This window comes from Serratia sp. TSA_198.1 (genome assembly GCF_052686505.1).
This window is the reverse complement of the sequence record NZ_JBQZFP010000001.1, coordinates 59462-84053: the sequence shown is the minus strand read 5'-3', so window position 1 is coordinate 84053 and position 24592 is coordinate 59462. Positions and strand designations below refer to the sequence as shown.

Here is a 24592-nt window from a genome sequence, read left to right as displayed (position 1 = left end):
CAGTATAGGGAGCCCCTGAAAAGAAGGTGAGTAGCCCGAAGGTCAAATAGCGGTGAAATCGGGTCACCCTTCTCGTCCGACATGGGACATGACCTGGCCGGATTTAACGCGAAAAACGCTTGGCGCCGAACACGCAAATCACGACGCCGGCCATCACTGCAATCATCGTCGGTTGGACGGTTTCATGCAGTACCAGCCCCGCCAACGCCAGGCCAAAGAACGGCTGCAGCAATTGCAGTTGCCCCACCGCGGCAATACCGCCCTGCGCCAGGCCGCGATACCAGAAAATAAAACCTATCCACATGCTGAACAGCGAAATATAACCCAGCGAGAACCAGGCCCCGGCGCTCACCCCTGTCCAGGCTGCCGGGGCCGTCCAGGCCGCGACCGCCGCCGCCAGCGGCAACGCGATCACCAGCGCCCAGGAGATCACCTGCCAGCCGCCAAGCCGGCGGGACAGCACCGCCCCTTCGGCATAGCCCAATCCGCAAAGCAGCACCGCGACCACCATCAGCGCATCACCTGCCCAGGAACCACCAGACCCCTGGCTCAGTGCGAAAGCGCCAACCAACAGGCCGCCTACCAGCGAAAAGCCCCAGAAGGCCGCCCTCGGGCGCTCCCCGCCGCGCAAAACACCGAAACAGGCCGTCGCGAGCGGCAGCAGGCCGATGTAAACCATTGAATGCGCCGAGGTGGTGTGTTGCAAGGCTAATGCCGTCAGCAGCGGAAAACCGATCACCACCCCGACGGCGACAAAAATCAGCGGCGCGATATCAGCGCGCCGAGGCCAACGCTGGCGCATCAACAACAGCGCGCTCAGGGCCAGCAGCGCGGCAATCGTCGCCCTCATCGCCGTCAGGAATACCGGATCAAACTCCAGCACCGCCACCCGGGTGGCGGGCAAGGAGCCGCTGAAAATCAACATCCCCATAAAACCGTTGACCCAACCCTGCGCCGAACGCGTGGCGCCCGCATGCACCCCGCCAACGTTAACCCCGGTTTTTGCTGTCTGACTTGTCATTCCAATAAGGCTCCACTCGCTTCAAAGAGGGGTCATTCTCCGGATAAAGTGGTTTATTGCCAGAGCCACATAGACACATTTTCAGCAGACCGGTTTACTCTGCGCCCGTCGTTTCCACCCGAACAGGCACGGGCTGGTGACGGCTATAGAAGAAATAGACCGCCGCCAGCAGCAGGGTGAACGGAATGCCAAACCACAGCGTCATTTTGAAAAATTCGGTGAACGCCGTCGAGATCAGCAACGCAGCCATCAAACCGGCTCCCGCCAGCGTAGTGTAGGGGAAGCCCCACATGCGGAATTTCAGGTGGGTTTTGCGGTGCTGACGGCGGAAAAACAGATGAGTGACAAAGATCATCAACCAGGTAAAGCAGGCGCCATACACCGAGATCGACATCATGGCAGCGAACGATTTTTCCGGATAAACCAGGCTCAGCACGATCGACACCACAATGCCGATACAGGACATGGCCAACGCGCTCACCGGTATGCCGCGTTGGCTGACGCGGCCCAGCGCAGCGGGAGCCTGCCCGGCGCGGGAAAGTGAAAACATCATGCGGGTGGTGATGTACAGTTGGCTGTTCATCGCCGACAGCGCGGCCACCAGTACGATGAAGTTGAAGATACCGGCGGCGGCGGGCAGATGGATCACGTTCATCGCCACCAGGAACGGGCTTTCGCCGGTACCGGACTGCCGCCAGGGTACGATCGCCAGCATCAGCGCAATCGACAGCATGTAAAAGATAAACAACCGCAAAATGGTGCCCTTGAAGGCGGTTTTGACCGCAATCACCGGGTTTTTGGCTTCCCCGGCGGCCACCGCAATCATCTCAATGCTCAGGTAACTGAAAATGGAGACGATCACCGCGAACCACATACCTTTGACGCCAAAGGGGAAGAAGCCGCCGTTGTCGGTAAAGTTTTTAAAACCAAAGGCCGGGTTGGCGGAAAACGCCAATATACCGATGCCAATGGCGATAAAGGCCGCAATCGCCACCACCTTGATGGTCGACAGCGCGTACTCCACTTGGCCGAACGATTTGACGCCAATCACATTGATGGCGATCACCGCCGCAGAAAACAGCAGCACCCAGGGCCAAATTGGCGTGCTGGGGAACCAGAACTGCATGTACATGCCGATGGCGGTAACTTCGGTACCTACCGCCAGCACCACGCAAGACCAATAAGAGTAGCGCACCAAAAAACCGAACAGCGGGCTGATATAAAACTCGGCGTAGTCGCCAAAAGAACCGGGCGTCGGGTGTTCGGAGGTCATCTCCGCCAGGCATCCCATCAGCAATAAAGCCACCACGCCGCCGATAAAATAGCTCAGCAACACGCTGGGGCCAGCCATTTGTATGGCATAGGCGCTGCCGAGAAACAGCCCGGTGCCGATCGCGCCGCCTATCGCCAGCATCGACATCTGCCCGGCGGTGAGCTGCTTTTTCAACCCGCCCTGTCGCCGGGCTATTTCGTCAAAACCTTTCATCTCTTTCATGGCAATGTCCTACCTTTTTCACACAGCGCGGGTGACGTCCAGCATGGCGGCAGTAACGTAATCGACATTATTTTGGTTCAGGCCAGGCAGGCACATGCGGCCGGGCGCCACCAGATAAATGGCATACTCTTGCCGCAGCCGGGCAAGTTGCTGTTGGTTCAGCCCGGTATAGCTGAACATGCCTTTCTGATCGCGGATGCGACGGTGATCCAGCCGTGAACCGCCCTGCTCCAGCCCTGCGGCCAGAATTTGGCGCATCTGCTTAATGCGCTGGCGCATGCCGGCCAGTTCACTTTCCCACTGGTGTCGCAGCGCTGCGTCCGCCAACAGAGTCTCCACAATCCGGCTGCCATGGGTCGGCGGGCAGGAGTAGCTGCGGCGGATCAGCGTTTTCAAAGCGCCCTTCACGTTCACCGCGCTTTGCGGGCTGCCACAGCGCACCGACAAGCCCCCCAGCCGCTGGCCGTACAGCGCGACATTTTTAGAAAACGAGTTGGCGACCAAAAATTCCAGATCGGTTTTCAGCGCCTCATGCAACGCAAAACCATCTTCTGCCAGGCCGTCGCCAAACCCCTGATAGGCGATATCGAAGAACGGCAGCAGCCGGCGGCGTTGCAGCACCTCGATCGTGGCGCGCCACTGCGCCTGAGTGAGATCGGTGCCGGTCGGGTTGTGGCAACAAGGGTGCAGCAGCACCACGCTGCCCTCCGGCAGGCTGGCGAGCGTATCGAGCATGGCGTCAAAACGCAGACCGCCGCTGACCTCATCAAAGTACGGATAGGTGTGAACCTTCAGCCCGGCCCCCTCGAAGATGGCCCAATGGTTGGCCCAGGTCGGGTCAGACACCCAGATATCGCGGCGGGACAAATAGTGGTGGATAAAGTCCGCTGCCAGCTTCAACGCGCCGGAGCCGCCGAGGGTCTGTACCGTGGCGATAGCGGAGGTATCCTGTTCGCCAAACAGCAAGCTTTGCACCTGTTGGGTAAACAGCGGCGAACCTTCTATCGGCGGGTAACCGTGGGGAGTACGCTGTTCAAGCAAGCGCCGTTCGGCCGCTTCAACCGCCTGCATCAGCGGGATCCTGCCCTGCTGATCATAATAAAGGCCAATACCCAGATTCACTTTCTGCGTATTTTCATCCTGTATATAAGCTTCCATCAACGACATAATAGGATCGGGCACAGACGCGCCGATATGATTAAACATAGCGATTCCTTAATTCATTATTTAATGAATTGACTGGTGAAGGTAATAATTAAATGCGACTCAGGCCGTGGCGCTGACGGTTATTTCTATTTTCATTCCCGGCACTACCAATTTATCGACAATCACGGTTGAGCGATTGGGGTAAGGGTAATTAAAGTATTTTTTATAAATCTCATCGAGTAATTTAACGTCATTCACATCGGTGAGATAAACAATCACCTGCAATACGTTATCGCTGTGGCTATTGGCCGCTTTCAGCGTTTGCGCCAGATTATCGAACGTCAGGGTAATCTGGCTTTCCGGCGCACCGGTTTCAATACTGCCGTCTGGCCTGACCGGGCCGTGGGCAGTGAACAACATGCCCCCGCCTTTGGTGGCCCAGGAAAAGGGTTGCTCAATCTCCGGCAGGCCGGTATCAACGATGCTGCGCATGGTTTATTTCCCCGTGGTGATTAACTGCCGGATCAGCGCCCCGTCAGCGGCGAACAGCGCATCCAGTACGTTGTAATGATTGGCTCCCGCTACGGCAACCAGCTCAGCCGGCAGGTTTTTCTCCCGTAGCGCGGCGTAATAATGAAGCGACTGCCCTATTAGCTCCGGCAGTTCGGCTGCGCCGTAAAACAGCGTCATGGGTTTTAGCTGTTCAGGAATATGGCGCGCCGGGCTCAGCTGCGTGATTTGCCGCCGGGTCAGTTGCAATTGCCGGTTTACGTAAGTGCTTAACAGCGGTTCCAACTCAAAAATGCCGCTGATGGGCAATACCGCATCAACAACAGGATGCTGCTGCCAATAACTGGCCAAATGCCCGCCGGCGGAATGGCCGCACAAATAGACCGGGGCGTTCTTTTGCGGTGCCAGCCGCCGTTCAATGGCATCCAGCGCCGCGCCGATTTGCCGGCAAATATCGTCCAGTGTCGCCACCGGCGCCAACGTATATTCCAGCAACACCACATCAAAGCCCAGAGCCAATGGCACCTCGGCAATAAAAGCGAAGTCGTCTTTACGGCAAAATTGCCAATAACCGCCGTGAATAAATATTAATGTTCCTTTAGAGGGCGCATCAGAATATAACCAATCAAAAACTTCCCGTTCTGAATAACCATAAGAAATATTAAGCTCGCTGCGTACTTGCTGATAAACGACCTGGCTGCGGATTTGAAATGAGCTCAGGATCTCATTTTCATTATCTACCGCCGAACCGTTATCATAACTTCCCGGGACAAGTTTCATATATTAAACTTCGTTTATTATTTAAGATGTGCGTTAACTATTAGCATCGGCAAAAATATTGTCAAGAAGGGAACCGCAGCAATGCGTGCGCGGTAAAATAAATCTTATTTTTGCGCCAAATAAGTTTAACCAGTGAAACTTATCGGTATTGATTCGCCGGTTTATACCGGCTGAATTTGTGCCAACCGGCTTAATTCTTGCCAGGCGTAGTCCCAGAAGGTGCGCACCTTCAGCGGCATGCGCTGCACGTTCTGCGCCACCAGTTGCACCGGCATCGGCAAGGGTTCATACGCCGGCAGCAAACGCACCAGCGTGCCCGCCGCCAGATCGTCCGCCACCTGATACGACAATAATCGGGCGATGCCCTTGCCTGCCCGCACCGCCAGCAGTTGGGTTTCCACCTCGTTGATCAACAGCCGGGGCGTCAGACGCACCCGCTCGCCATTTTCCTGCGGGCCAAAACGCCATTCGCGCAGCGACGCGCGTTGGGTACCGACAATGGTATCATGATCGGTCAACTGCGCCGGGTGTTGCGGTTCACCGCGCCGCGCCAGATAAGCCGGGCTGGCGACCGTAACCCGCGACACCTGCCCCAACCGGCGCGCCACCCGGGAAGAATCCTGCTGATGACCAATGCGCACCGCCACATCCAGCCCTTCGTCGATCAAATCCAGGTTGCGATCGTTGAGCACCATTTCAATCTGCATCTGCGGATAGCGGTCAAGAAATGCCATCACCAGCGGCGCCACGTGTTTGCGCCCGAACTGCACCGGCGAGGTGACGCGCAACAGGCCGGAGAGCTGGCTGTCCGCCGTGTCCAGCACCGCCGAGTCATAGTCATGCAGCAGCAGGCGCGCACGCTCCGCCAGCCGCAAACCCGCCTCGGTCGGTGCCAGCCGCCGGGTGGTGCGCTCCACCAAGCGGGCGCCAAAGCGCTGCTCCAGCGAGGCAATCGCACGGGTAATCGCTGGCGCGGAACGCCGCAGCTTGCGCCCGGCCGCAGCCAGGCTGCCGTGCTGAATCACCGCCACAAAGATAGCCAGTTCGTCCAACCGATCCATAGATTCTTCCAAAATGTGAAATTATCAATTTCTACATTGCCGGATTCCGCTCGCTGCCCGCAAGAGTATGCTGATAAAAATTATTCAGGAGCCTCATTATGCAAACCCTCAAACTGTACGGTACCCCGCTTTCCGGCCACGTTCATCGCGTGGCGTTACTGCTGCGCATGCTTGACCTGCCCTACGAATTTATCGAAGCCCCCGCCAGCGTGCGCCAGAGCGAGGCTTTCCACCGCCTCAATCCGTTTGGCCAAATCCCGGTGCTGGTGGATGGCGACTTGGCGCTCGCCGACAGCAACGCCATTTTGGTGTATCTGGTCAAACGCTACGCGCCGGGCAGTCACTGGCTACCGGAAACGCCGCAGGCCTCGGCGCAGGTGCAAGTATGGTTGTCCAAAGCTGCCGGAGAGGTCCGCTATGGCCCGGCCTCCAGCAGGCTGATCGCCCAATTTTCCGCTCCGGAGGATTATCAGGCTGCGCTGGCGATCGCGGCGCGCTTCCTGCAGCAGATGGAACTGCATCTGGCGGAACGTGATTTCCTGGCGACGGAACACGCCACCATCGGTGATTTGGCCTGCTACAGTTACGTGGCAGTAGCGCCGGAAGGCGGCATCTCGCTGGCGCCCTATCCGGCGATCCTGCGTTGGGTCGCGCGCATCGCCGCTCTGCCTGGTTTCTTCGCCATGCCGGCGCTGCCGGAACCCACCGCGAGGTAACGCTGATGACACAGCCGCTGTTCCACCCCGATGAAGTGCGCGCCCAGGCATTGGCCGGTTTTGACCGCGTGGGCGCAGGTATTTATGCCGCCATGCCCGACCAGCACCGCGAATTTTTCGCCGCGCTGCCCTACCTGTTCGTCGCCACGCTGGACGATCAGGGCTGGCCGGTCGCTACGCTGTTCAGCGGCCCGCCCGGTTTTCTGCGCACGCCGGATGACACCCACCTGCGGATCAGCGCGCCGCGCCGCAACGACGATCCGGCGCAGGCCGCATTGCAAAGCGGCAAACTGGTTGGCGCGTTGGGGCTGGATTTCAGCAACCGCAGGCGCAACCGCGCCAACGGCGTGATTGGCCGCACCGACAAAAACCGCATTGAAATCGAGGTCCGGCAAAGCTTTGGCAACTGCCCGCAATATATTCAGCGGCGCGAGCTTTACCCGGTGGCCGCTGATCCTGCGCCGATTGAATATCTTCCTGCGCTGGATGCTGGTGCGCAGGCGCTGATCCGGCGGGCGGACACCTTTTTCGTCGCCAGTTGCGCTCACTCCGGGCTGGCGCAGGGCGGCATGGATATGTCGCACCGTGGCGGCAAGCCGGGGTTTATCCATCTGGCGGACAACCGCCTGTGGATCCCGGATTTTCGCGGCAACCGCTATATGAACACCCTCGGTAATCTGCTGGCCCAACCCCGGGCGGCGCTGTTGTTTGTCGATTTCGACAATGGCGATATTTTGCATCTGCAAGGGGAAACGCAGATCCTCTGGCAAACGGATATCGACCACGGGGTGGAGGGGGCAGAACGTTACTGGCGGTTTGATATGCACAGTGCGTGGCGCTTCCCGCAGGCTTTACCCTGGCGCGGCCGCAACCTGGAATACTCTCCGGCCACGCTGAACACCGGGGTGTGGCAAGGGTAAGTCATCATAAAAAACCCCGCGTTGGCGGGGTCGGGGTCGGGGTCGGGGTCGGGGTGATAAGGATTTATAGGCTGTGTTCCGCCATCGAGGTGGCCTGATAAAGCTGGCGAAAATAGCTCAGGCGCTCAAAAAACAAACGACTTTGCGCTTCCGACATATTGCCGGCCACCTTGCCGGCGTCGATTTCGCGCCCCTGCCACTCCATCAGCGCAATGCTGGAAGCGAGGAAATCCATGTTGCTGCTGTAGGCCGCAAGGTGCCGATTCACTGAATTTACCATTCTGCACACTCCTTTTTGTTATCTCGAAAAGGGACATATGCTTACTGAGTTCAGTATCGTCCCGGCGACGACTGTTTTTTGTACAGAAGGTGCGCTTTGTCGATGAAATAAACGCCGGCGATGGCTTACCGGCCTATCCTCGCAACATTGCCCAAAACATGGCGAGAACCGCCAATACCATCATTGTGGTGCATAACCACCCCAACCCGGCCAGCCAAGGGTTAATGACGAACCGTCCCATCACCTTCGTATTGCTCGCCATCAACATCATGATGACCATGATGGGAATGGATAACACGCCGTTGATTACCGCGCTCCAAAACAGCGCCTTGATCGGATCTATCGGCATAAAACAAATCGCAATGCCCAACAGCATCGACACGGCAATAACGCCATAGAAATGCCGATCCGCCATCGGTTTGGCCGCCAGGCTGTTTTTCCACTGAAACGCTCCGGACAGCGCATAGGCGGCCGACCCCGCCAGTACCGGCACCGCCAGCAGACCGGTGCCGATGATACCTGCGCTGAACAGCCAGAACGCGAACTCGCCGGCAATCGGCCGCAGCGCCGAAGCCGCCTGAGCCGAGGTTTGGATATCCGTAACATGGTGCAGATTTAACGTGACGGCGGTGGTCAGCATGATGAAGAAGGCAACGATATTGGAGAACCCCATGCCCACCAGAGTATCGAGCCTAATCCGCCGAAAATTCGCCCCGGCCTGTTCCGGTGCCTGGTTCAGCGCTTTGGCTCCCGGTTGGGCATCCATATCCTCAACCTCGAGCGAGGCCTGCCAAAAAAACAGATAAGGGCTGATGGTGGTGCCGAAGATGGCCACCACCATGGTGATGTAACCCGGTTGCCAGACAATGGCGGGTAATAGCGTCTTTTGCATCACCTGCAGCCAGGGAATTTGCACCGCAAAGATCACGCCGATATAGGTTAACAGCACCAACGTTAGCCATTTCAATACCCGCACATAACGCTGGTAAGGGATCAGCACCTGCAACAATAGCGATATCAGGCCGAATCCCAACGCATATCCCTGCGACGGGCCGCCGATCAGTAACTTCAGCGCCCCGCCCATCGCGGCAACGTCTGCGGCAATGTTGATGGTATTGGCGATCAGTAATAGCCCCACGATGCCGTAAAGTATCGAAACCGGGTAATGAAGACGGATATTGGTGGCCAGCCCGTGACCGCTGACGCGGCCTATTTTGGCGCTGATGATCTGAATGCCGACCATTAACGGGTAAGTGAAAATCAATGTCCACAGCATGCCGAAACCGAACTGCGCCCCGCCCTGCGAGTAAGTGGCGATACCGCTGGGATCGTCATCGGCGGCTCCGGTAATCAGCCCCGGCCCCAGTTTTTTCAGCCAGGATTTATTGCCGGCCTCCTCTTCTTTTTCGTTGTTGTTCATTGTCGTTTCCCTCGGCAGGAAATCGATCGTCATACCTCTATTTTAGTGCGTCACCGCCGGGCAGGCGGCAATTAACCGTGTCGCTATGTGTCCGTATCGACGCACGTTGCGAAGAAAGAACCGCCAAAGAGGGCTACAGTGGTATTGGCATACTCGTATGGGATATTCCACATCCGATTAAACGTAAAAAGGAAGATAACCGATGAGCACGACCTTCTCCGCCACCCTCAAAGATCCCGCGCTATTTCGCGAAGCAAACTACATCGACGGGCAATGGCTGCAGGCCAAAGACGGGCAAACCATCAAGATCCATAACCCGGCCACCGGCGAGTTGGTCGGCCAGGTGCCGGCCTTTGGCGCCGAAGAAACCGCGCAGGCGATAGCCGCCGCCAAAAAAGCCCAGCCGGCCTGGCGCGCGCTGACCGCCAAAGAGCGAGCCGGCAAGCTGCGCCGCCTGTTCGAACTGATGATGGAACACCAGGACGACCTTGCGCGCATCATGACCGCAGAACAGGGCAAACCTCTGGCCGAAAGCCGCGGTGAGATTGCCTATGCGGCTTCGTTTATCGAGTGGTTCGCCGAAGAGGGAAAACGCGTTTACGGCGACACCATTCCGCAAAACCTGCCCGGCCGGCGCATTATCGTGCAAAAAGAACCCATCGGGGTATTTGCCGCCATTACGCCGTGGAATTTCCCGGCGGCGATGATCACCCGCAAGGCCGGTCCCGGCTGGGCCGCGGGCTGCACCGGAGTGATCCGCCCCGCCAGCCAGACCCCGTTCTCGGCGCTGGCGATTGCCGTGCTGGCCGAACGCGCCGGTTTACCGGCGGGCGTCTGCAACGTGATTACCGGGCCCAGCAAAGCGATCGGTGGCGAACTGACCGCGAACCCGGACGTACGCAAACTCTCCTTTACCGGCAGCACAGAGGTGGGCGCTCAGTTGCTGGCGCAGTGTGCGCCCACCATCAAAAAGACCAGTATGGAACTGGGTGGCAACGCGCCCTTTATCGTGTTTGACGATGCCGATCTGGACGCCGCCGTCGCCGGGGCAGTAGCCTCAAAATACCGTAACGCCGGCCAGACCTGCGTGTGCACCAATCGCTTTCTGGTGCAGGACGGCATCTACGACGCTTTTGCGGAAAAGTTGAAAACCGCGGTGGCGAAGCTGAAAGTGGGCAATGGTATGGACGACGGCGTCACTATCGGCCCATTGATTAACCGGGAGGCGGTGGAGAAAGTCAGCGAGCATATCGCCGATGCCGTGAAGCGCGGTGCCTCGGTGCTGCTGGGTGGCCGGCCCCATGCGCTGGGCAATAACTTCTATACACCGACTATCCTGACCGACGTACCGAGGCAGGCCAAAATTTTCCATGAGGAAACCTTTGGCCCAGTGGCGCCCTTGATCCGTTTTGAGCACGAAGCCGAAGCCATCGAACTGGCAAACGACACGCCGTTCGGCCTGGCCTCGTATTTCTACAGCCGCGATATCGGCCGGGTGATGCGCGTGGCCGAAGCGCTGGAATACGGCATTGTCGGCATCAATGAAGGGCTGATCTCCACCGAGGTCGCGCCCTTTGGCGGGGTTAAAAGCTCCGGCCTGGGACGCGAAGGATCGAAGTACGGCATCGAGGATTATCTCGAGATCAAATATCTGTGCCTTGGCGGGCTGGGTATCTGAATCTGTCACCGGCCCCCGCATGGGGGCTGAACACTGGCTAATCTGCTGCCGTTTCTGCTACTTTGGATCGCCCGTCAGGAGCTTACAAGGACTCTCACATGGAATTCTCCGCCGCCATTCCCATTATCCGTATCTTCTCGGTTGAAAAAGCCAAAGAGTTTTATCTGGATTTTCTCGGTTTCACGCTGGATTGGGAGCACCGCTTTAGCGAGGACCTGCCGCTTTATGCCCAGATATCACGCTCCGGTCTGACACTGCATCTCAGCGAGCATTACGGCGACGCTACACCCGGCTCAGCGGTGTTTATTCCAACCCACGATATCGATGCCCTGCATCGGGAGTTAATAGCGAAACAGTACCGTTACGCCCGTCCGGGGGTTGAAACCCTTGATTGGGGAAAACAGGTGAACCTCACCGATCCCTTCGGCAATTGCCTGCGTTTTTGCGAGCAAACTGACAATGCGTAATCTCCGTTAAACAAGCGTTTATCACCTCGGCACGCAGGCAATCCCCCGTTCTACGCCGCCGCTCCTATTGCCGGTATTGCTCGTCGCTCACCTTCTCCATCCAGTCAACCGGGCTGCCGTTGAGGGATTCGGCAATGGCGATGTGGGTCATGGCGGTTTCGGGGGTAGCGCCGTGCCAATGCTTGACCCCTTCGGGGATCCAAACGATATCGCCCTGATTCATCTCCTGGATCGGGTCGCCCCACACCTGGATCCAGCCGCGCCCCTGGGTGACGATCAACGTCTGCCCCAGCGGATGGGTATGCCAGGCGGTGCGGGCACCGGGTTCGAAGGTCACGGTGGCGCCGCCCACGCGGGCCGGTTCAGTGCCGGCAAAAGGTGCATCAATCCGCACTTGGCCGGTAAAGTAATCTTCCGGACCTGGTCGGGATGGCAGGGAACCGCTGCGTTGAATTTTCACTTTTTCCTCCGTTTCGGCAATGGCTGCCGATGCTGACATGGACAAGATAAGGGTAGACGCTGCGAGTAATTTCACTGAGTGCTCCCGTCAAGATGGCGCGAAAGGGAAAGATAACGCCGCGCCGCCACCGGGACTAGATAGCAAAATACGCAAGGACCTATGAGTTGAATTCATGAGTGATCGCGTGTGATGCCCCCGGCAAGCGTATAGAATGCCGGTATTGATCCCGCCGGAGTTAAGGTGCCGCATGTTAAAAGAAAACTTTAACGATTTGATTTCGTTCCTTGTCGTGGCGCGTGAACGCAGTTTCACCAAAGCGGCGGCCAAGCTCGGCGTTTCCCAATCGGCATTAAGCCATGCCATCAGGGGTCTGGAAGAACGGCTAGAACTGCGGCTATTGACCCGCACCACACGCAGCGTTGCCCCTACCGAAGCCGGCGAAAGGCTGGTCAACAGCATCGGCCCGCGTTTTGCGGAAATCGAAAACGAGCTGGACGCCTTAAGCGAAATGCGTGAACGGCCGGCGGGCAACATTCGCATCACCGCCGGGGAACATGCCGTCGACTCGGTGCTCTGGCCGATGCTGAGGTCATTTCTGACCGACTATCCGGACATTAATGTCGAAATCACGGTCGATAACACCTTGACCGACATTGTCGCCGGCCGCTTTGATGCCGGAATTCGTTTGGGCGAACAGGTGGCCAAGGACATGATAGCCGTACGAATAGCGCCGGATATGCGTATGGTGCCGGTCGCTTCACCCGCTTATTTCGAGCGATACGGCATCCCGAATACACCGCAGGCGTTGCAAAACCACCGCTGCATCAATATGCGTTTACCCACTATGGGCGGGCTCTATGCCTGGGAGTTTGCAAAAGACGGGCGTGAGATAAAAGTGCGCGTAGAGGGCCAGTTGATCTTTAACAGCCTGCGCCAACGCATTGACGCGGCATTGCTCGGCTTCGGCATCGCCTTTGTGCCGGAGGATACCGTAACCGCAGAGCGGGCCAATGGCCGTTTAGTGAGTGTTCTCGATGCATGGTGCCCGCTTTTTCCCGGCTATTACCTCTATTACCCCAGCCGCAGGCAGCACACCACCGCCTTCTCCCTGTTTGTCGAAGCGTTGCGCTATCAGCGCTAATCGTTAGTAACCCGCCTGCCGACAAGCTTGGGCGGCGGGATATGATCAACGCCCGACGTTTTTTTGCAGATGCGCCGGATAACGCGCGCCCTGCACTTCAATGGCGGCAAGCGCTTCTTCGATACTGCTCAATTCACCCGCCGCCAGCACGACCTCCGCCGCTCCGAGGTTCTCGGTAAGGCGATGAAGTTTGGTGGTGCCTGGGATCGGCACAATCCAGGGTTTCTGCGCCAGCAGCCAGGCCAGTGCAATCTGCGCCGGGGTCACGCCTTTTTGCCGGGCGATCTGCCCCAACACGTCCACCAGCCTTTGGTTGGCTTTGCGCGCCTCTGCGCTGAAGCGCGGCACGACGTTACGAAAATCGCTGCTGTCGAAGGTGGTGTTTTCATTGATGGCCCCGGTGAGGAAACCTTTCCCCAGCGGGCTGAACGGCACAAAACCGATGCCCAGTTCTTCCAGCGTCGGTAAAATGTCCTGCTCCGGCTCCCGCCACCACAGCGAATACTCGCTCTGCAACGCCGCAACCGGCTGCACCGCATGGGCGCGACGGACAGTTTCCGCCCCAGCCTCCGACAGCCCGAAATGTTTTACCTTCCCTTCCCGAATCAGCGCCTTTACCGTGCCGGCGACGTCCTCAATCGGCACGTTGGGATCGACCCGATGCTGATAAAGCAGATCGATGCTCTCGATATTGAGGCGTTTGAGCGATCCTTCCACCGCCTGGCGGATATGTTCAGGCCGGCTATTAAGTACCTGCCTGCCATCCGGCTGCGGCAGTTCAAAACCAAATTTGGTGGCGATCACCACCTGATCGCGCACCGGTGCCAGGGCTTCGCCCGCCAGCGCCTCATTGGTAAACGGGCCATAGATCTCAGCCGTATCGAAAAAGGTCACGCCCTGCTCCACGGCCGAACGAATCAGGGCAATCGCCTGTTGCTTGTCGGTCGCCGGGCCGTAACCAAAACTCAGGCCCATACAACCCAGCCCTAACGCCGAGACTTCCAGGCCGCCGTTGCCCAATTTGCGTGTTTGCATTTCATTCCTCAGGGTGAATCGCACTGGCCCCCGACGTGCTTGCCGGGGGCCGATTGTCGTGTGATTACTGTAGAAGAGCGGGGTGGCGGTGACTATGGAGCAAATCCGCTTGAGTTTATGAGTTTGGTTCATAAATCAGACGATGGCGCCTACCGTCTTCCCCATTAGCGTCATTGCCCCGCGTTAAGCGCCGCCTTTATCTCCTCCCCGCATTGCAGAATGTTGTGGTGGTGGCAGGCCAGCGGGATCACCGTCAAATGTTCGCAAGCGGCGCTCAGGCCGTTGTCCGCTACCGCCAGCAGCGGCGCCATCGCGCCTTGCGGCAGTTGCGGATTCACCTGCATCGCCTTGAACAGGGTCACCTGAGTGGTTTGCAGCCTGCGGCTGAGCCTTCCCCCCGCCAGGCGCTGTTCAGCCTGCGCCACCGCCGTAGCGCGCCGGGCCGCATCGCCCTCAATGCCCAACGCCGACAGCAGTTGCTCAAGCGGCAGCTCAGCCGACGTTTGCCGATAGAAGCTGTCCAGCAGACAGAGGCGGACGGCGCAGTGCCCGCGCACCTCCAGCCTGGCGGCGATCTCCAAGGCAATGATGCCCCCCAATGACCACCCCAAAATGTGTATCGGCCCCGCCTGATTCAGCAGGCCGTTGGCGGTCATTTCATTCAGATACAGCTCGGCGATGTTACCGAGAGAATCAATGGTCGGTCTGTGGTAAAGATTATAATTATCAACACCATAACAGTTTATTTCCCCCTGTAATTCCTGAGCCAGGGAGTGAAAGGCTTCCGCGCCCACCAACGCCGGGTGAATCATCCACAACGCAGGCGCATCGCTGACCGGCCGATTGAGCGGCATCACCAAAGGCTGCTCACCCGCCGCCAGCAGGTTCTTCAACGTACGGTGCTGGAACAGCCTGACCACCGGAACCGGCGTGCCCAGCAGTTCCGCCATGCTGAGGCACAGCGAGATCGCCCGAATTGAGGTGCCGCCCAGTTGGAAGAAGTCGTCCGTCATGCCGACCCGATCGCACTGCAATGCCTGTTGCCACAGCGCGCACAGCCGTTGTTCCAGCGCATTTCCCGGCGCAACATAGTCATTGAGTTCACGCGCCGCCGGCACCGGCAGCGCTTTACGATCCAGCTTGCCGCTGGAGTTGTAGGGCAAGGCCTCCAGGCGCATCAGCGCGGTAGGGATCATGTACAACGGCAACCGCTGGCTCATAAACGCCAGCAGCGCCGGTTCCGCCAGAGCTTCATCGCTGACGTAGTACAGCGCCAGCCGATGCTGTGACGCCTCCTGCAACACAATGGCGCAACAGGATTTTATCGGGCCAAACGCCAGCGCCCGCTGTTCGACCTCTGCCAGTTCCACCCGGTACCCGTTGATTTTGACCTGAAAATCCATCCGCCCCAAAAACTCCAGATTGCCGTCCGGCAGGTAGCGGCCCGCGTCGCCGGTGCGATACAACCGCTCCCCCAGTTCAGGATGATAAATAAACTTTTCGTCGGTCAGCGACGGGTTGCGATAATAGCCGCGGGCCACACCGGCCCCGCCGATGTATTGTTCGCCCGGCAGGCAAGGCGGCAGCAGCCGCAGATGGCGATCCAGCACATAGAAGCGCTGGTGCGCCATCGCCTGTCCATAGGGCACGCTGGGCGCGGTTATCGGCGTTTCCGGGATGTCATACAGGATCGACCAAATAGAGCTTTCGGTGGCGCCACCGGCGCTGATCACCCGGCAACCCGGTCGCCACTGGCGAATGCGGGCAGGCAGTTGCCGGGAAATAACCTCGCCCACCAGCACCACGTTGCGCAGCGCTGGCCAACAGGCCTCTGCGGCCGCGGCTTCAAGCTCCTCGACCAGCAGGGTCATCACCGAAGGCGCCGAATTCCAGAAGGTCACGCCCTGGGTCATCAGCAAACGATGCCAGGCCTGTGGCTGATAGCGTTCGGCTTCGGACGGCATCACCAGGGTGCCGCCCACCGACAGCAGGCCAAAGAGGTCGAACACCGAGATATCAAAACTCAAGGCACTGAGCGCCAGCGCCCGATCTTCCGCGCCGAGATCCAGTTGGCGCAGGGTATCGATAATGCTGTTCACCGCACCGCGATGCTCTACCGCCACCCCTTTCGGCGCACCGGTGGAACCTGAGGTGAAGATCACATAGGCCAGCGCGGAAGGTGGCGGCAACAACGGTGCCCCCGGCAACGCAGGCGGCAATTCGGCCACCGCGCCCTGCGAATCGACCACCAGCACTCTGGCCCCGCCGGTCTCCCGCCACGGCCTGCTGCTGAGGATCACCCGGGTCTGCGACTGGTCGATAATGTCCAGGCAACGGCGTTCCGGCCAGGCGCCGTCCAGCGGCAGGTAGGCCTTGCCGGACATGACCACCGCCAGCACCGCGATAATTTGCGCCCGCCCTTTGTCGACCATTACCGCCAAGGTTTCGGCCGTCATATCCGCGTGTTCACGCAGTTGCAGCGACAGGGTCAGCGCCGCCCGGTACAGTTCGCCATAACTCAGTTCGCCCAGGCTGTCGACGATCGCCACTCGTTGCGGATACCGGGCGGCCTGCTGGATAAAATCATGATGGATGGCGCGTTCAAAATCATAGTGCGGCAGGCAAGACTGGCGGAGAGCCCGTTGGTGCGCCACCTCCTCTTCCGGCACCAGCGCCAGTTGGCTGACGGGCAGTTCGCCTCGTTCGACGATTTGCCGCAGGATTGCCAGATAATAGCCGGACAGCCGCTCCAGCGTGGCCGGGCTGAACAGCGCGGTGGCGTAGTTGAATACCGCTTGCCCGGCGCCCTTCGCCAATTGGATGCTCAACGTCAGGTCAAACTTCGCCGCCTGATAGTGTTCCATCAGGCTTTGCGGCTTCAGCCACTCCGGCGGCGACGGCTGCGCGCCGTCATCCTCCAGCACGAACAGCACCTGGAACAGCGGGTGACGCGAAAGATCGCGCGGCACCTGCAGCAGATCGATCAGGTGATCCAACGGCAGGTTCTGGTATTTCTGCACCTGTAGCACGCCGTCGAATACCTGATGCACATAGTTGGCCAACGGCTGGCCGTCGTCGATCTGCGAACGCAGCGGCAGCGTGTTGACGAAGAAGCCGATCGCCGAGCGCGTCTCCTCCGTCGGGCGATTGGCGACCGGCGTACCGACCAGAATATCCTGCTGACCGCTGAAACAGCCGAGCAACAGGTTGAACGCCGCCAGGTACAGCGCAAAAGGCGTTACCCCTTCACGTTGCGCAAAATTTTCCGCCTGCGCGATCAACGCCTCGGGCAGACTGAGGGCGTGATTGGCGCCCTGGTGGTCGAACTGGGCCGGGCGCACAAAATCGAGCGGCATCTCCAGCGTTTGCCACCCCGCCAGCCGTTGCCGCCAATAGGACCTCAGCCCTTCGGCCTGCGCCGATGCCAGGTACTCCTGCTGCCAGACGGCATAATCGCCATACTGCAGCGCCAGCGCCGGCAACGCCGGCGGTCGCCCCTGCCGCCGCGCCTGATACAGGCCGTCCAGCTCTTGCACAAATAGCCGCTGCGACCAGCCGTCGAACGCCAGGTGGTGCACCAGGATCAGGCTGTAACGTTCGCGGCCACCGTCGGGGTGCGTGAGCTCATAGATAGAGGCTCGGATCGGCAGTTCGGTATCCAGTGTGAACGGCCGGTCGATATCTTGCTTCAGCCGATCCCGCCAGCACTGTACGTCGATCGTCAATCGCTCCACGCACAGCGTCTGCGTGCAAGATTGAGAAACGGCGATGTGGGAGTGCGTTTGGTCAATCAGGCTGTGCAGCACCTGATGGCGGGCAACGATCGCCTGCAGGCTGTCGGCATAGGACGTCAGGCAGACATCCTCGTCGAGGCGAAACAGCATCGGCACATGATAGAGATTGCTGCCGCCGTTCAGATTTTCGATAAACCACAGCTGCATCTGCGCAGACGACAGCGGGTAAGCCTGCCGCTGCAACGCCGGTATCGATAGCGGCGCTTCGCCGCCGCCGAGCTGGCGTAGGGCCTGGCACAGGGAGCGAATGGTCGGGAACTGCCCCAGTTCGCTCAGCGTGACCTCACGCTGCAAGCGTCGGCCGATCTGATAGCAAGCCTGGATCGCCAGAATCGAATTGCCGCCCAGCGAGAAGAAGTTATCCTCCACGCCGATGTCCGGCCGTTGCAGCAGTTCGCGCCAGATGGCAACGCAGGCGCTCTCCCAGGCATTTTCCGCCGCGGCGAATTCGCGCGCTTCCACCTCCGGCCGCGGCAACGCCTGGCGGGCAATTTTACCGTTCTCGGTCAGCGGTAACCGCTCCAACTGGATAAACGCCTGCGGCATCATATACTGCGGCAGTTGGCTGCTCAGATGCTGCGCCAGCATTCGGGTCTCTGTCGCTTCGTCGGCGACAAAATAGGCGGCCAGATAGGGCTGTGGCTGGGTAATCAATGCCACGCAGCAGGCGGTGACGGCGGGATAAGACAGCGCAATATTTTCAATTTCGCCCAGTTCGATACGATAGCCGTTAAGCTTAATCTGCTGATCGAGGCGCCCCAAAAACTCAATATTGCCGTCTTCAAGCAGACGACCGGCGTCGCCGGTGCGATAGACGCGATCCTGCAACTGCTCATGCCAAAAGAAACTGTCTGCGGTTCGCTGCTGATCACCGTAGTAACCCCGCGCCAGCCCCGCACCGGCCAGATAAATCTCGCCCCTGACCCCTTCAGACGCCGGTCGCAGCCAGGCGTCCAGGATATAGCAGCGTTGGTAGGCCAGCGGTTTGCCGTAGGGGATGCTGGCTGACAGAATCGCTTGCTCGCTTTGCACCTCGTACAACATCGAGAATATCGCCGCTTCGGTGGCGCCGCCTGCGCTGAAAAAGCGGCTGCGCGGCGCCCACTCGCGACAACGCGCCGGCAGCGAAGTGGCGATCCAGTCGCCGCCCACCATCACCGCACGCAGCGCCGGCTCAGGCCCGGACATCAGCCCTGCTCCTTTGACATAGTCCAGCAACAGCTCCATTAACGCCGGGGCGCTCAGCCATACCGTAACCCGGTGATCAATCATCAATTGATACCAGGCCTGCGGGCTGACCCGGTCCCGTTCGGCCGGCATGACCACCGCACCGCCTGCGCTCAGCGGGCTGAAAATATCGTAGATCGCCAAATCAAAACTCAGTGCGCTGATCGCCAGGCTGCGATCCCGCTCATCGAGGGAAAAATAGCGCCGGGTGACGTCGAGCGTGCTCACCACGCTGCGGTGCTCGATCGCCACGCCTTTTGGCGTCCCGGTCGAACCCGACGTAAAAATGATATACGCCAGGCTGTCCGGGGCGGCGTCGATCGCCGGCAGCAGCGGCGCGGACACCGGCAGCCCCAGGGCAAGGCCGTCGGCACCCAGTTCGATAACGTTAATCTCGCGGGTCGGCCAGGGCGCGCTGCTCAACAGCGTATTGATCCCGGCCTGCGTCATCACCGCCAACCGCCGCTGCAACGGCCAGCTCGTATCCATCGGCAGAAACGCCTTGCCGCACATCAGCGCCGCCAACATGGCGACCGGTTGTCGGCGCCCTTTGTCGGCAATGATAGCGATGGCCTCGCCGACGATTGGCCCCTGCCGCCGCAGTTGGGTGGCAAGCGTCAGCGCCGCTTCGTACAATTCGCCATAGGTCATTTCGCCCAGCTCATCGATCACCGCCACCGCCTGCGGGTTGCGCCGGGCATGGCGGATGAAGTCATCGTGCAAGGTGCGCTCGAATGCGCCGGGAAATACCGGCGCCGGTTGCGCCGGCAGGCGCTGCGGCTGCAAGCTGATGTTTTCCAGTGGCCAATCGCTATGCTGCGCCATCTGCTGCAAAATGGCGACGTAGTAACCTGCCAGCCGCATTATCGACGCCTGGCTGAACAACGCCACGGCAAAGTTGAAACGGGCACGCAGCCGCTGCTCATCCGGCACCAGTGTCAGGGTAAGATCGAACTTGGCGGTCCGCTCATGGTCGCTCAGATCGACCACCGACAGCCAGTCCGGGCGCTCCGTCGCATTGGCGTCGCTTTCCAGCGCGAACATCACCTGGAACAGTGGGTGACGTGAGAAGTCGCGCGGCAGCTTCAGGCTGTCGACCAACAGTTCCAGCGACAACTCCTGGTGCTGCTGTGCTTGCAGCGTGGTGGCCGCAACCTGGCGGATAAACGCCGTTACACTGTGCTGATGATCCAACCGGTTGCGCAGCGGCAGCGTATTGACGAAGAACCCGATGACCCCCTCCAGTTCCGGCCGGCCGCGATTAGCCAGTGGCGTACCCACCATCACGTCATTCTGGCCGGTATAGCGCGACAACAACAGGGTGAATCCCGCCAGCAGCACCGCATGCAGCGTAACCCCTTCTCTGCGCGCCAGCCCGTCAAGCGAGGCCACCAGTTCCGCCGGCAGCGTCACTTCGCGGCTGTCCCCACGCACGTCGAAGGCGGTGGGTCGGACATAATCCAAGGGGATGTCGAGCTGCTGGCAACCCTCCAGCTCCCGCTGCCAAAAGGCCAGATCGTCCGTTTGGCGGCTCGCGTTCTCCGGCGCACGCTGCCAGAGCGCGTAGTCAAGATACTGCAGGCCCGGCGTCGCAGGCGGGCTTGTCGGCGTGCGCTGGAAATGGCGATAGAGCGCGTCCAGCTCTTTCAGCAGCACCTCCAGCGACCAGCCATCAAAAACGATATGGTGGAAAACCAGCAGGCAGGCGGTTACCTCGCCCCCCGTAGGCTCAGGATAGCGGTAGAGCGCAGCCCGCAGCGGCAGCTCGCAGGTGAGATCCATCGGCTGTTGCAGCGCCTGCGACAGCGCCACGGAAAACGCCTCGGCGCTCAACAGGCGTAGCGATACCGGCAATATCTCCTCGCTCACCCATTGACTGGCCTCCCCTCGCTCATCCTGGCGGATCAGACTGCGCAGCACCTGATGACGGCTCACCAGCGCCTGCAGGCTTTTAATGAAAAGCTCGCAATCAACCCCGGCGGACAGCCGCAACAACACCGGGGAAAGATAGTGCGTAGCACCGCCCGACAACTGTTGCATAAACCACAGCCGGGATTGCTGGAACGACAGCGGCGCTTCCCGCAGCTCGCTGGCGACAATCGCCGTATCCTCCGATGCCTGTTGCTGCCGGTTGATATGTTCGCTTAATGTCGCCACCGTCGGGTGCCGGTTCAGCGTCAACGCCGAGATCTTCACCCCCAGCAGCTTATTGACTTCGTGGCAAAGCCGGATGGCCATGATGGAGTTGCCGCCCAGGCGGAAGAAGTGATCGTCTACGCCCGCCTGGCAGCCCAGCAGCCGGTTGAACAACGCCAGTAGTTGGCTTTCCAACGGGGTGCCCGGCTGGCGGGACGCGCCTTGTCGTTCGAACGGGGTCGGCTCCGGCAATGCCCGGTAATCCACTTTCCGGCTTACCGTCAGTGGGATCGCCGGTAGCGCCATCAGCGCCGTCGGCAACATATAGTGCGGCAACTGTGCCGCCAGCCGTTGAAGGATCTCGTCGGCGGTCAACCGGCTGCCGGGCTGCAGCACATACCAGGCAGCCAACTGCGCCGCCGCTTCCGGACGCGCGGCCACCACCACTTCGGCCACTTCCTCGATGGCGCGCATCTGCATTTCTATTTCACCCAGTTCAATGCGATAGCCGTGGATCTTGATCTGCTGATCGTGGCGGCCAAGATACTCCAGGCTGTTATCGGCCAGGCGACGCACCCGATCGCCGGTGCGGTACAGGCGCCGGTAATCCGCCTCTTGGCTGAAAGGATTGGCAATGAAAACGGAGGCAGTGAGCTCCGGCAGGTTCAGATATCCTCGCGCCAGGCCGATGCCGGCCAGGCACAACTCGCCTTCAGCCCCCAGCGGCAGCAGATTAAAATGCTCATCCACTACGTAACAGCGCATGTTGGCGATAGCCTGGCCGATATTGCGTGCGCCGTTGCGGCGATAAAGGTTGAGGCTGACGCTGACCGAGGCTTCGGTTGGTCCATACATATTGACCACCTGCAGACCGCTCGCCAGATAATGATCGAGCACCGTCCGTGAGGCCGCCTCTCCTCCCATCGCAAGATGGCGCACCGAGGGCGGCAGCGCCGGCAGCGTGTGGAGTAATGCCGGCGGCAGGAAGCAAAAATGAATCTGCCACACCGCCATTTGCCCGCACAGCAACGCGGGATCCCGGCGTTGTTGCTCACTGGCGATAAACAGACGGTGTCCGTTGCCCAACGCCACGAACACTTCGAACACATGCGCATCGAAGGCCAGCGAGGCGAACTGCAAACAGTTGAGCACACCTGACTCCCGGTGCAGCAAGCGCCGGGTATGCCCCTCGATCATATTCACGGCCCCCTGATGTTCGCACAGCGTGCCTTTTGGCCGCCCGGTGGTGCCGGAAGTGTAAATCACATAAGCCAGCTGTTGCGCCCGCACGACAGGTAGCGCGCTCGCCCCTTCTTCCTGCAACTGCACATCCGCCAACAGACAGTGACTGGCTGGCGACAACTGCTGTGCTGCGGCTTGCAGCGCGGTTTCGGTCATGATAATCGGGCTGTTCACGTCCTGCAGAATGTAAGCCAGCCGCTGTGCCGGCGCATCAGGATCCAGCGGCACATAGGCGCCGCCCGCCTTCATGATAGCCAACATCGCCACCACCGCATCCGCACTGCGGTGCAAATACAGCGGGATCGGCGTATCCGGACGCATCTCTTCGCCGTTCAGTCTCAGGTACTCCGCGCGCAGCCGCAGCGCGAGTTGGTCGCTGCGCTGCGCCAACTGCCCGTAGCTCAGCTCAACGCGGGCGTCGGTCAGTGCGATGCGCTCAGGATAGAGACGGGCATGCCTTTCAACGCCGGCGAACAAGGTCATTGCCTGTCGCGATGGCGCATCCTGACCGCTGGCCCAGTGATCGTTCAAACGGCGGGTCTGCGGCGGCGTCATCTGCGGCAGCGAAGCGATCGGCGCATCCGGTTCGTTCAGGGCATTGCGCAACAGATGACAGAACTGTTCCGCCATTTCAGCCATCTGCGTCTCATCGAACAAATCCGACCGGTAACGCAACCTGAATTCAAAAGCGCAATTGGAAGGTTGGTACTCCAGCAACAGCTCGGAACCGGCCAGGTCAACGTTGAAACGGTGATTAACGCCAACCCTGCACCCTCCGAGACTCAACGGCGCATCCTTGAGATAAGCCTGAGTAAAGTTGACGTTCAACTGGCGGATCTGGCTTTGGCCCAACATGTCGTAAATCGGCAATTTGCTGTGCCGCAGTTTGCCCGTGGCTTTTAGCGCTTTGCTGTAACCCAGGGTCGCCCGGTATAGTTGGCTGAAGGTGGCCTCCGGCGACAGCGTCAGCGGAAAAACGGCGGTGTTGACCTGAGCGCCGTAGTACAACGCGCTCCCGCCCTCCGCAGCGATGGGATAACCGATATACACCCTGTCCTGCGGCGACAGGCGAGCAATCAGCAGCGCCCACAGCGTTTTGAATATCAGGAAAGGATTGGCGTATTTGATGCCGGACTTCAGGCTTTGCCACTCGGAAAAAGGCAGCGCGAAACGGACTTCGCCGGCGCTGCCCGCTGAAACGGACGGATCGGGGAGATAAGGCAGCTCCACGCGTGGCGGGCAGTCAGCCAGCAGATCGCGCCAGAAGGCGCGCGAATCGAATTCTTGTCTGAGCCCTGAAATATCCTCTTCATATTGTCGATACAGTCCATTGAGGCTATCGATGCTGCCGACCGGCAATTCCGCTGCGCTCGGATTATTGTAATAAGTGGAAATGGCGTTATAAAACTCTTGGCCGGCAAGACCATCGACCAATACGTGGTGGACAACACTAATGAAATTATAGCGTTGCGGCGCCAGTTCAATCAGATAAAACCGGCACAGCGGCCCTTCTCTGAGATCGAAAGGCGTATTAATCAATTTGCTGACGTCGCAATCCGCAGCGATTATTTCAAGGGTGATGTTCTTGGCCGTTTTTACCCACCGCAGTTGCGGGTGTTTATCATCCAGCACATGGTGAAAAAGAAGATAATTTCGGCTCATGCTCTCCACCGCAGCACGCAGGCGGTGGATATCCAGATCGCCCTCAATAGTTTGGTCGAGCACCAAGTTGTATTCACATGATTGTGAGTTAAGAATATATTCATTCCAAAAAGTTTGGGTGTACGGTGAGGCGAAAATTACTTTCATTAATTCAATCCCTTTTAATTATAATCCCTAGTTATATATTTTTTGGCATTGGCGCAGCACGGCAGCGCCTCCGCATGCAAAGTAGGCGACCTGTTAATGTAAACACTTAAGAAAATAGGAGATCGAATATTATTTTATTTTTTACACAAATAACACGCAAAATAAAAATAAATAAAATTCAGTAAAAACAATAAGTAAAATAAAAAACAGACATATTGACGCCAGATTTATAACGTAATAAAAAAACAACAGAA

The 24592-nt window shown here is 59.1% G+C and carries 16 protein-coding genes; 5 read left to right on the top strand and 11 right to left on the bottom strand.

Going from position 1 to position 24592, the window contains the following annotated elements:
* Positions 1–103 precede the first annotated feature (103 nt).
* From ACUTSW_RS00360 to ACUTSW_RS00335, 6 genes are all read right to left on the bottom strand, one after another.
* Positions 104–1021, bottom strand: a complete 918-nt coding sequence (locus ACUTSW_RS00360; RefSeq protein WP_445583400.1) for a DMT family transporter — start codon at positions 1019–1021, stop codon at positions 104–106.
* 94 nt (positions 1022–1115) lie between these two features.
* Positions 1116–2516, bottom strand: coding sequence for an amino acid permease (locus ACUTSW_RS00355; RefSeq protein ID WP_445583399.1), 1401 nt, complete (start codon positions 2514–2516; stop codon positions 1116–1118).
* Between the two features lie 18 nt (positions 2517–2534).
* Complete coding sequence (locus ACUTSW_RS00350; protein ID WP_445583398.1) at positions 2535–3722, bottom strand: amino acid aminotransferase; 1188 nt, start codon at positions 3720–3722, stop codon at positions 2535–2537.
* Positions 3723–3782: 60 nt separating this feature from the next.
* Positions 3783–4154, bottom strand: a complete 372-nt coding sequence (locus ACUTSW_RS00345; protein ID WP_445583397.1) for a RidA family protein — start codon at positions 4152–4154, stop codon at positions 3783–3785.
* 3 nt (positions 4155–4157) lie between these two features.
* Positions 4158–4952: an alpha/beta hydrolase gene (locus tag ACUTSW_RS00340; protein ID WP_445583396.1), complete on the bottom strand. Its 795-nt coding sequence runs from the start codon at positions 4950–4952 to the stop codon at positions 4158–4160.
* Positions 4953–5113: 161 nt separating this feature from the next.
* Positions 5114–6013: a LysR family transcriptional regulator gene (locus ACUTSW_RS00335; RefSeq protein ID WP_062871268.1), complete on the bottom strand. Its 900-nt coding sequence runs from the start codon at positions 6011–6013 to the stop codon at positions 5114–5116.
* A gap of 98 nt (positions 6014–6111) precedes the next feature.
* Between ACUTSW_RS00335 and ACUTSW_RS00330 the strand changes: the two genes are divergently transcribed.
* Together ACUTSW_RS00330 and ACUTSW_RS00325 are read left to right on the top strand one after the other, a co-directional pair.
* Entirely contained in the window at positions 6112–6729 is a 618-nt protein-coding gene (locus tag ACUTSW_RS00330; protein WP_445583395.1) for a glutathione S-transferase, read from the top strand.
* A gap of 5 nt (positions 6730–6734) precedes the next feature.
* Positions 6735–7649, top strand: coding sequence for a pyridoxamine 5'-phosphate oxidase family protein (locus tag ACUTSW_RS00325; protein WP_445583394.1), 915 nt, complete (start codon positions 6735–6737; stop codon positions 7647–7649).
* 64 nt (positions 7650–7713) lie between these two features.
* Here the strand turns inward: ACUTSW_RS00325 and ACUTSW_RS00320 are convergent, their stop codons facing one another.
* Together ACUTSW_RS00320 and ACUTSW_RS00315 are read right to left on the bottom strand one after the other, a co-directional pair.
* Positions 7714–7929 carry a glycogen synthesis protein gene (locus ACUTSW_RS00320; protein ID WP_073440446.1) on the bottom strand — a complete coding sequence of 72 codons (216 nt, stop codon included), beginning with the start codon at positions 7927–7929 and terminating at the stop codon, positions 7714–7716.
* Positions 7930–8062: 133 nt separating this feature from the next.
* Positions 8063–9349 (bottom strand): NRAMP family divalent metal transporter, encoded by a 1287-nt coding sequence (locus ACUTSW_RS00315; RefSeq protein ID WP_445583393.1) that lies wholly within the window; start codon positions 9347–9349, stop codon positions 8063–8065.
* Positions 9350–9551: 202 nt separating this feature from the next.
* Between ACUTSW_RS00315 and gabD the strand changes: the two genes are divergently transcribed.
* Positions 9552–11027 carry an NADP-dependent succinate-semialdehyde dehydrogenase gene (gene gabD / locus ACUTSW_RS00310; RefSeq protein ID WP_445583392.1) on the top strand — a complete coding sequence of 492 codons (1476 nt, stop codon included), beginning with the start codon at positions 9552–9554 and terminating at the stop codon, positions 11025–11027.
* Between the two features lie 98 nt (positions 11028–11125).
* Positions 11126–11494, top strand: coding sequence for a glyoxalase superfamily protein (locus ACUTSW_RS00305; protein WP_445583391.1), 369 nt, complete (start codon positions 11126–11128; stop codon positions 11492–11494).
* Between the two features lie 64 nt (positions 11495–11558).
* On the opposite strand, the gene ACUTSW_RS00300 is transcribed toward ACUTSW_RS00305, so the two are convergent.
* Positions 11559–11954, bottom strand: a complete 396-nt coding sequence (locus ACUTSW_RS00300) for a (R)-mandelonitrile lyase (protein ID WP_006326302.1) — start codon at positions 11952–11954, stop codon at positions 11559–11561.
* Between the two features lie 247 nt (positions 11955–12201).
* Here ACUTSW_RS00300 and ACUTSW_RS00295 point away from each other — a divergent pair, with 247 nt between their 5' ends.
* Entirely contained in the window at positions 12202–13095 is an 894-nt protein-coding gene (locus ACUTSW_RS00295) for a LysR family transcriptional regulator (protein WP_445583390.1), read from the top strand.
* A gap of 45 nt (positions 13096–13140) precedes the next feature.
* Here the strand turns inward: ACUTSW_RS00295 and ACUTSW_RS00290 are convergent, their stop codons facing one another.
* Together ACUTSW_RS00290 and ACUTSW_RS00285 are read right to left on the bottom strand one after the other, a co-directional pair.
* Positions 13141–14130, bottom strand: a complete 990-nt coding sequence (locus tag ACUTSW_RS00290) for an aldo/keto reductase (protein ID WP_445583389.1) — start codon at positions 14128–14130, stop codon at positions 13141–13143.
* Between the two features lie 170 nt (positions 14131–14300).
* On the bottom strand, positions 14301–24338 hold the full coding sequence (locus ACUTSW_RS00285; protein ID WP_445583388.1) for an amino acid adenylation domain-containing protein: 10038 nt from the start codon (positions 24336–24338) through the stop codon (positions 14301–14303).
* Positions 24339–24592: the final 254 nt, after the last annotated feature.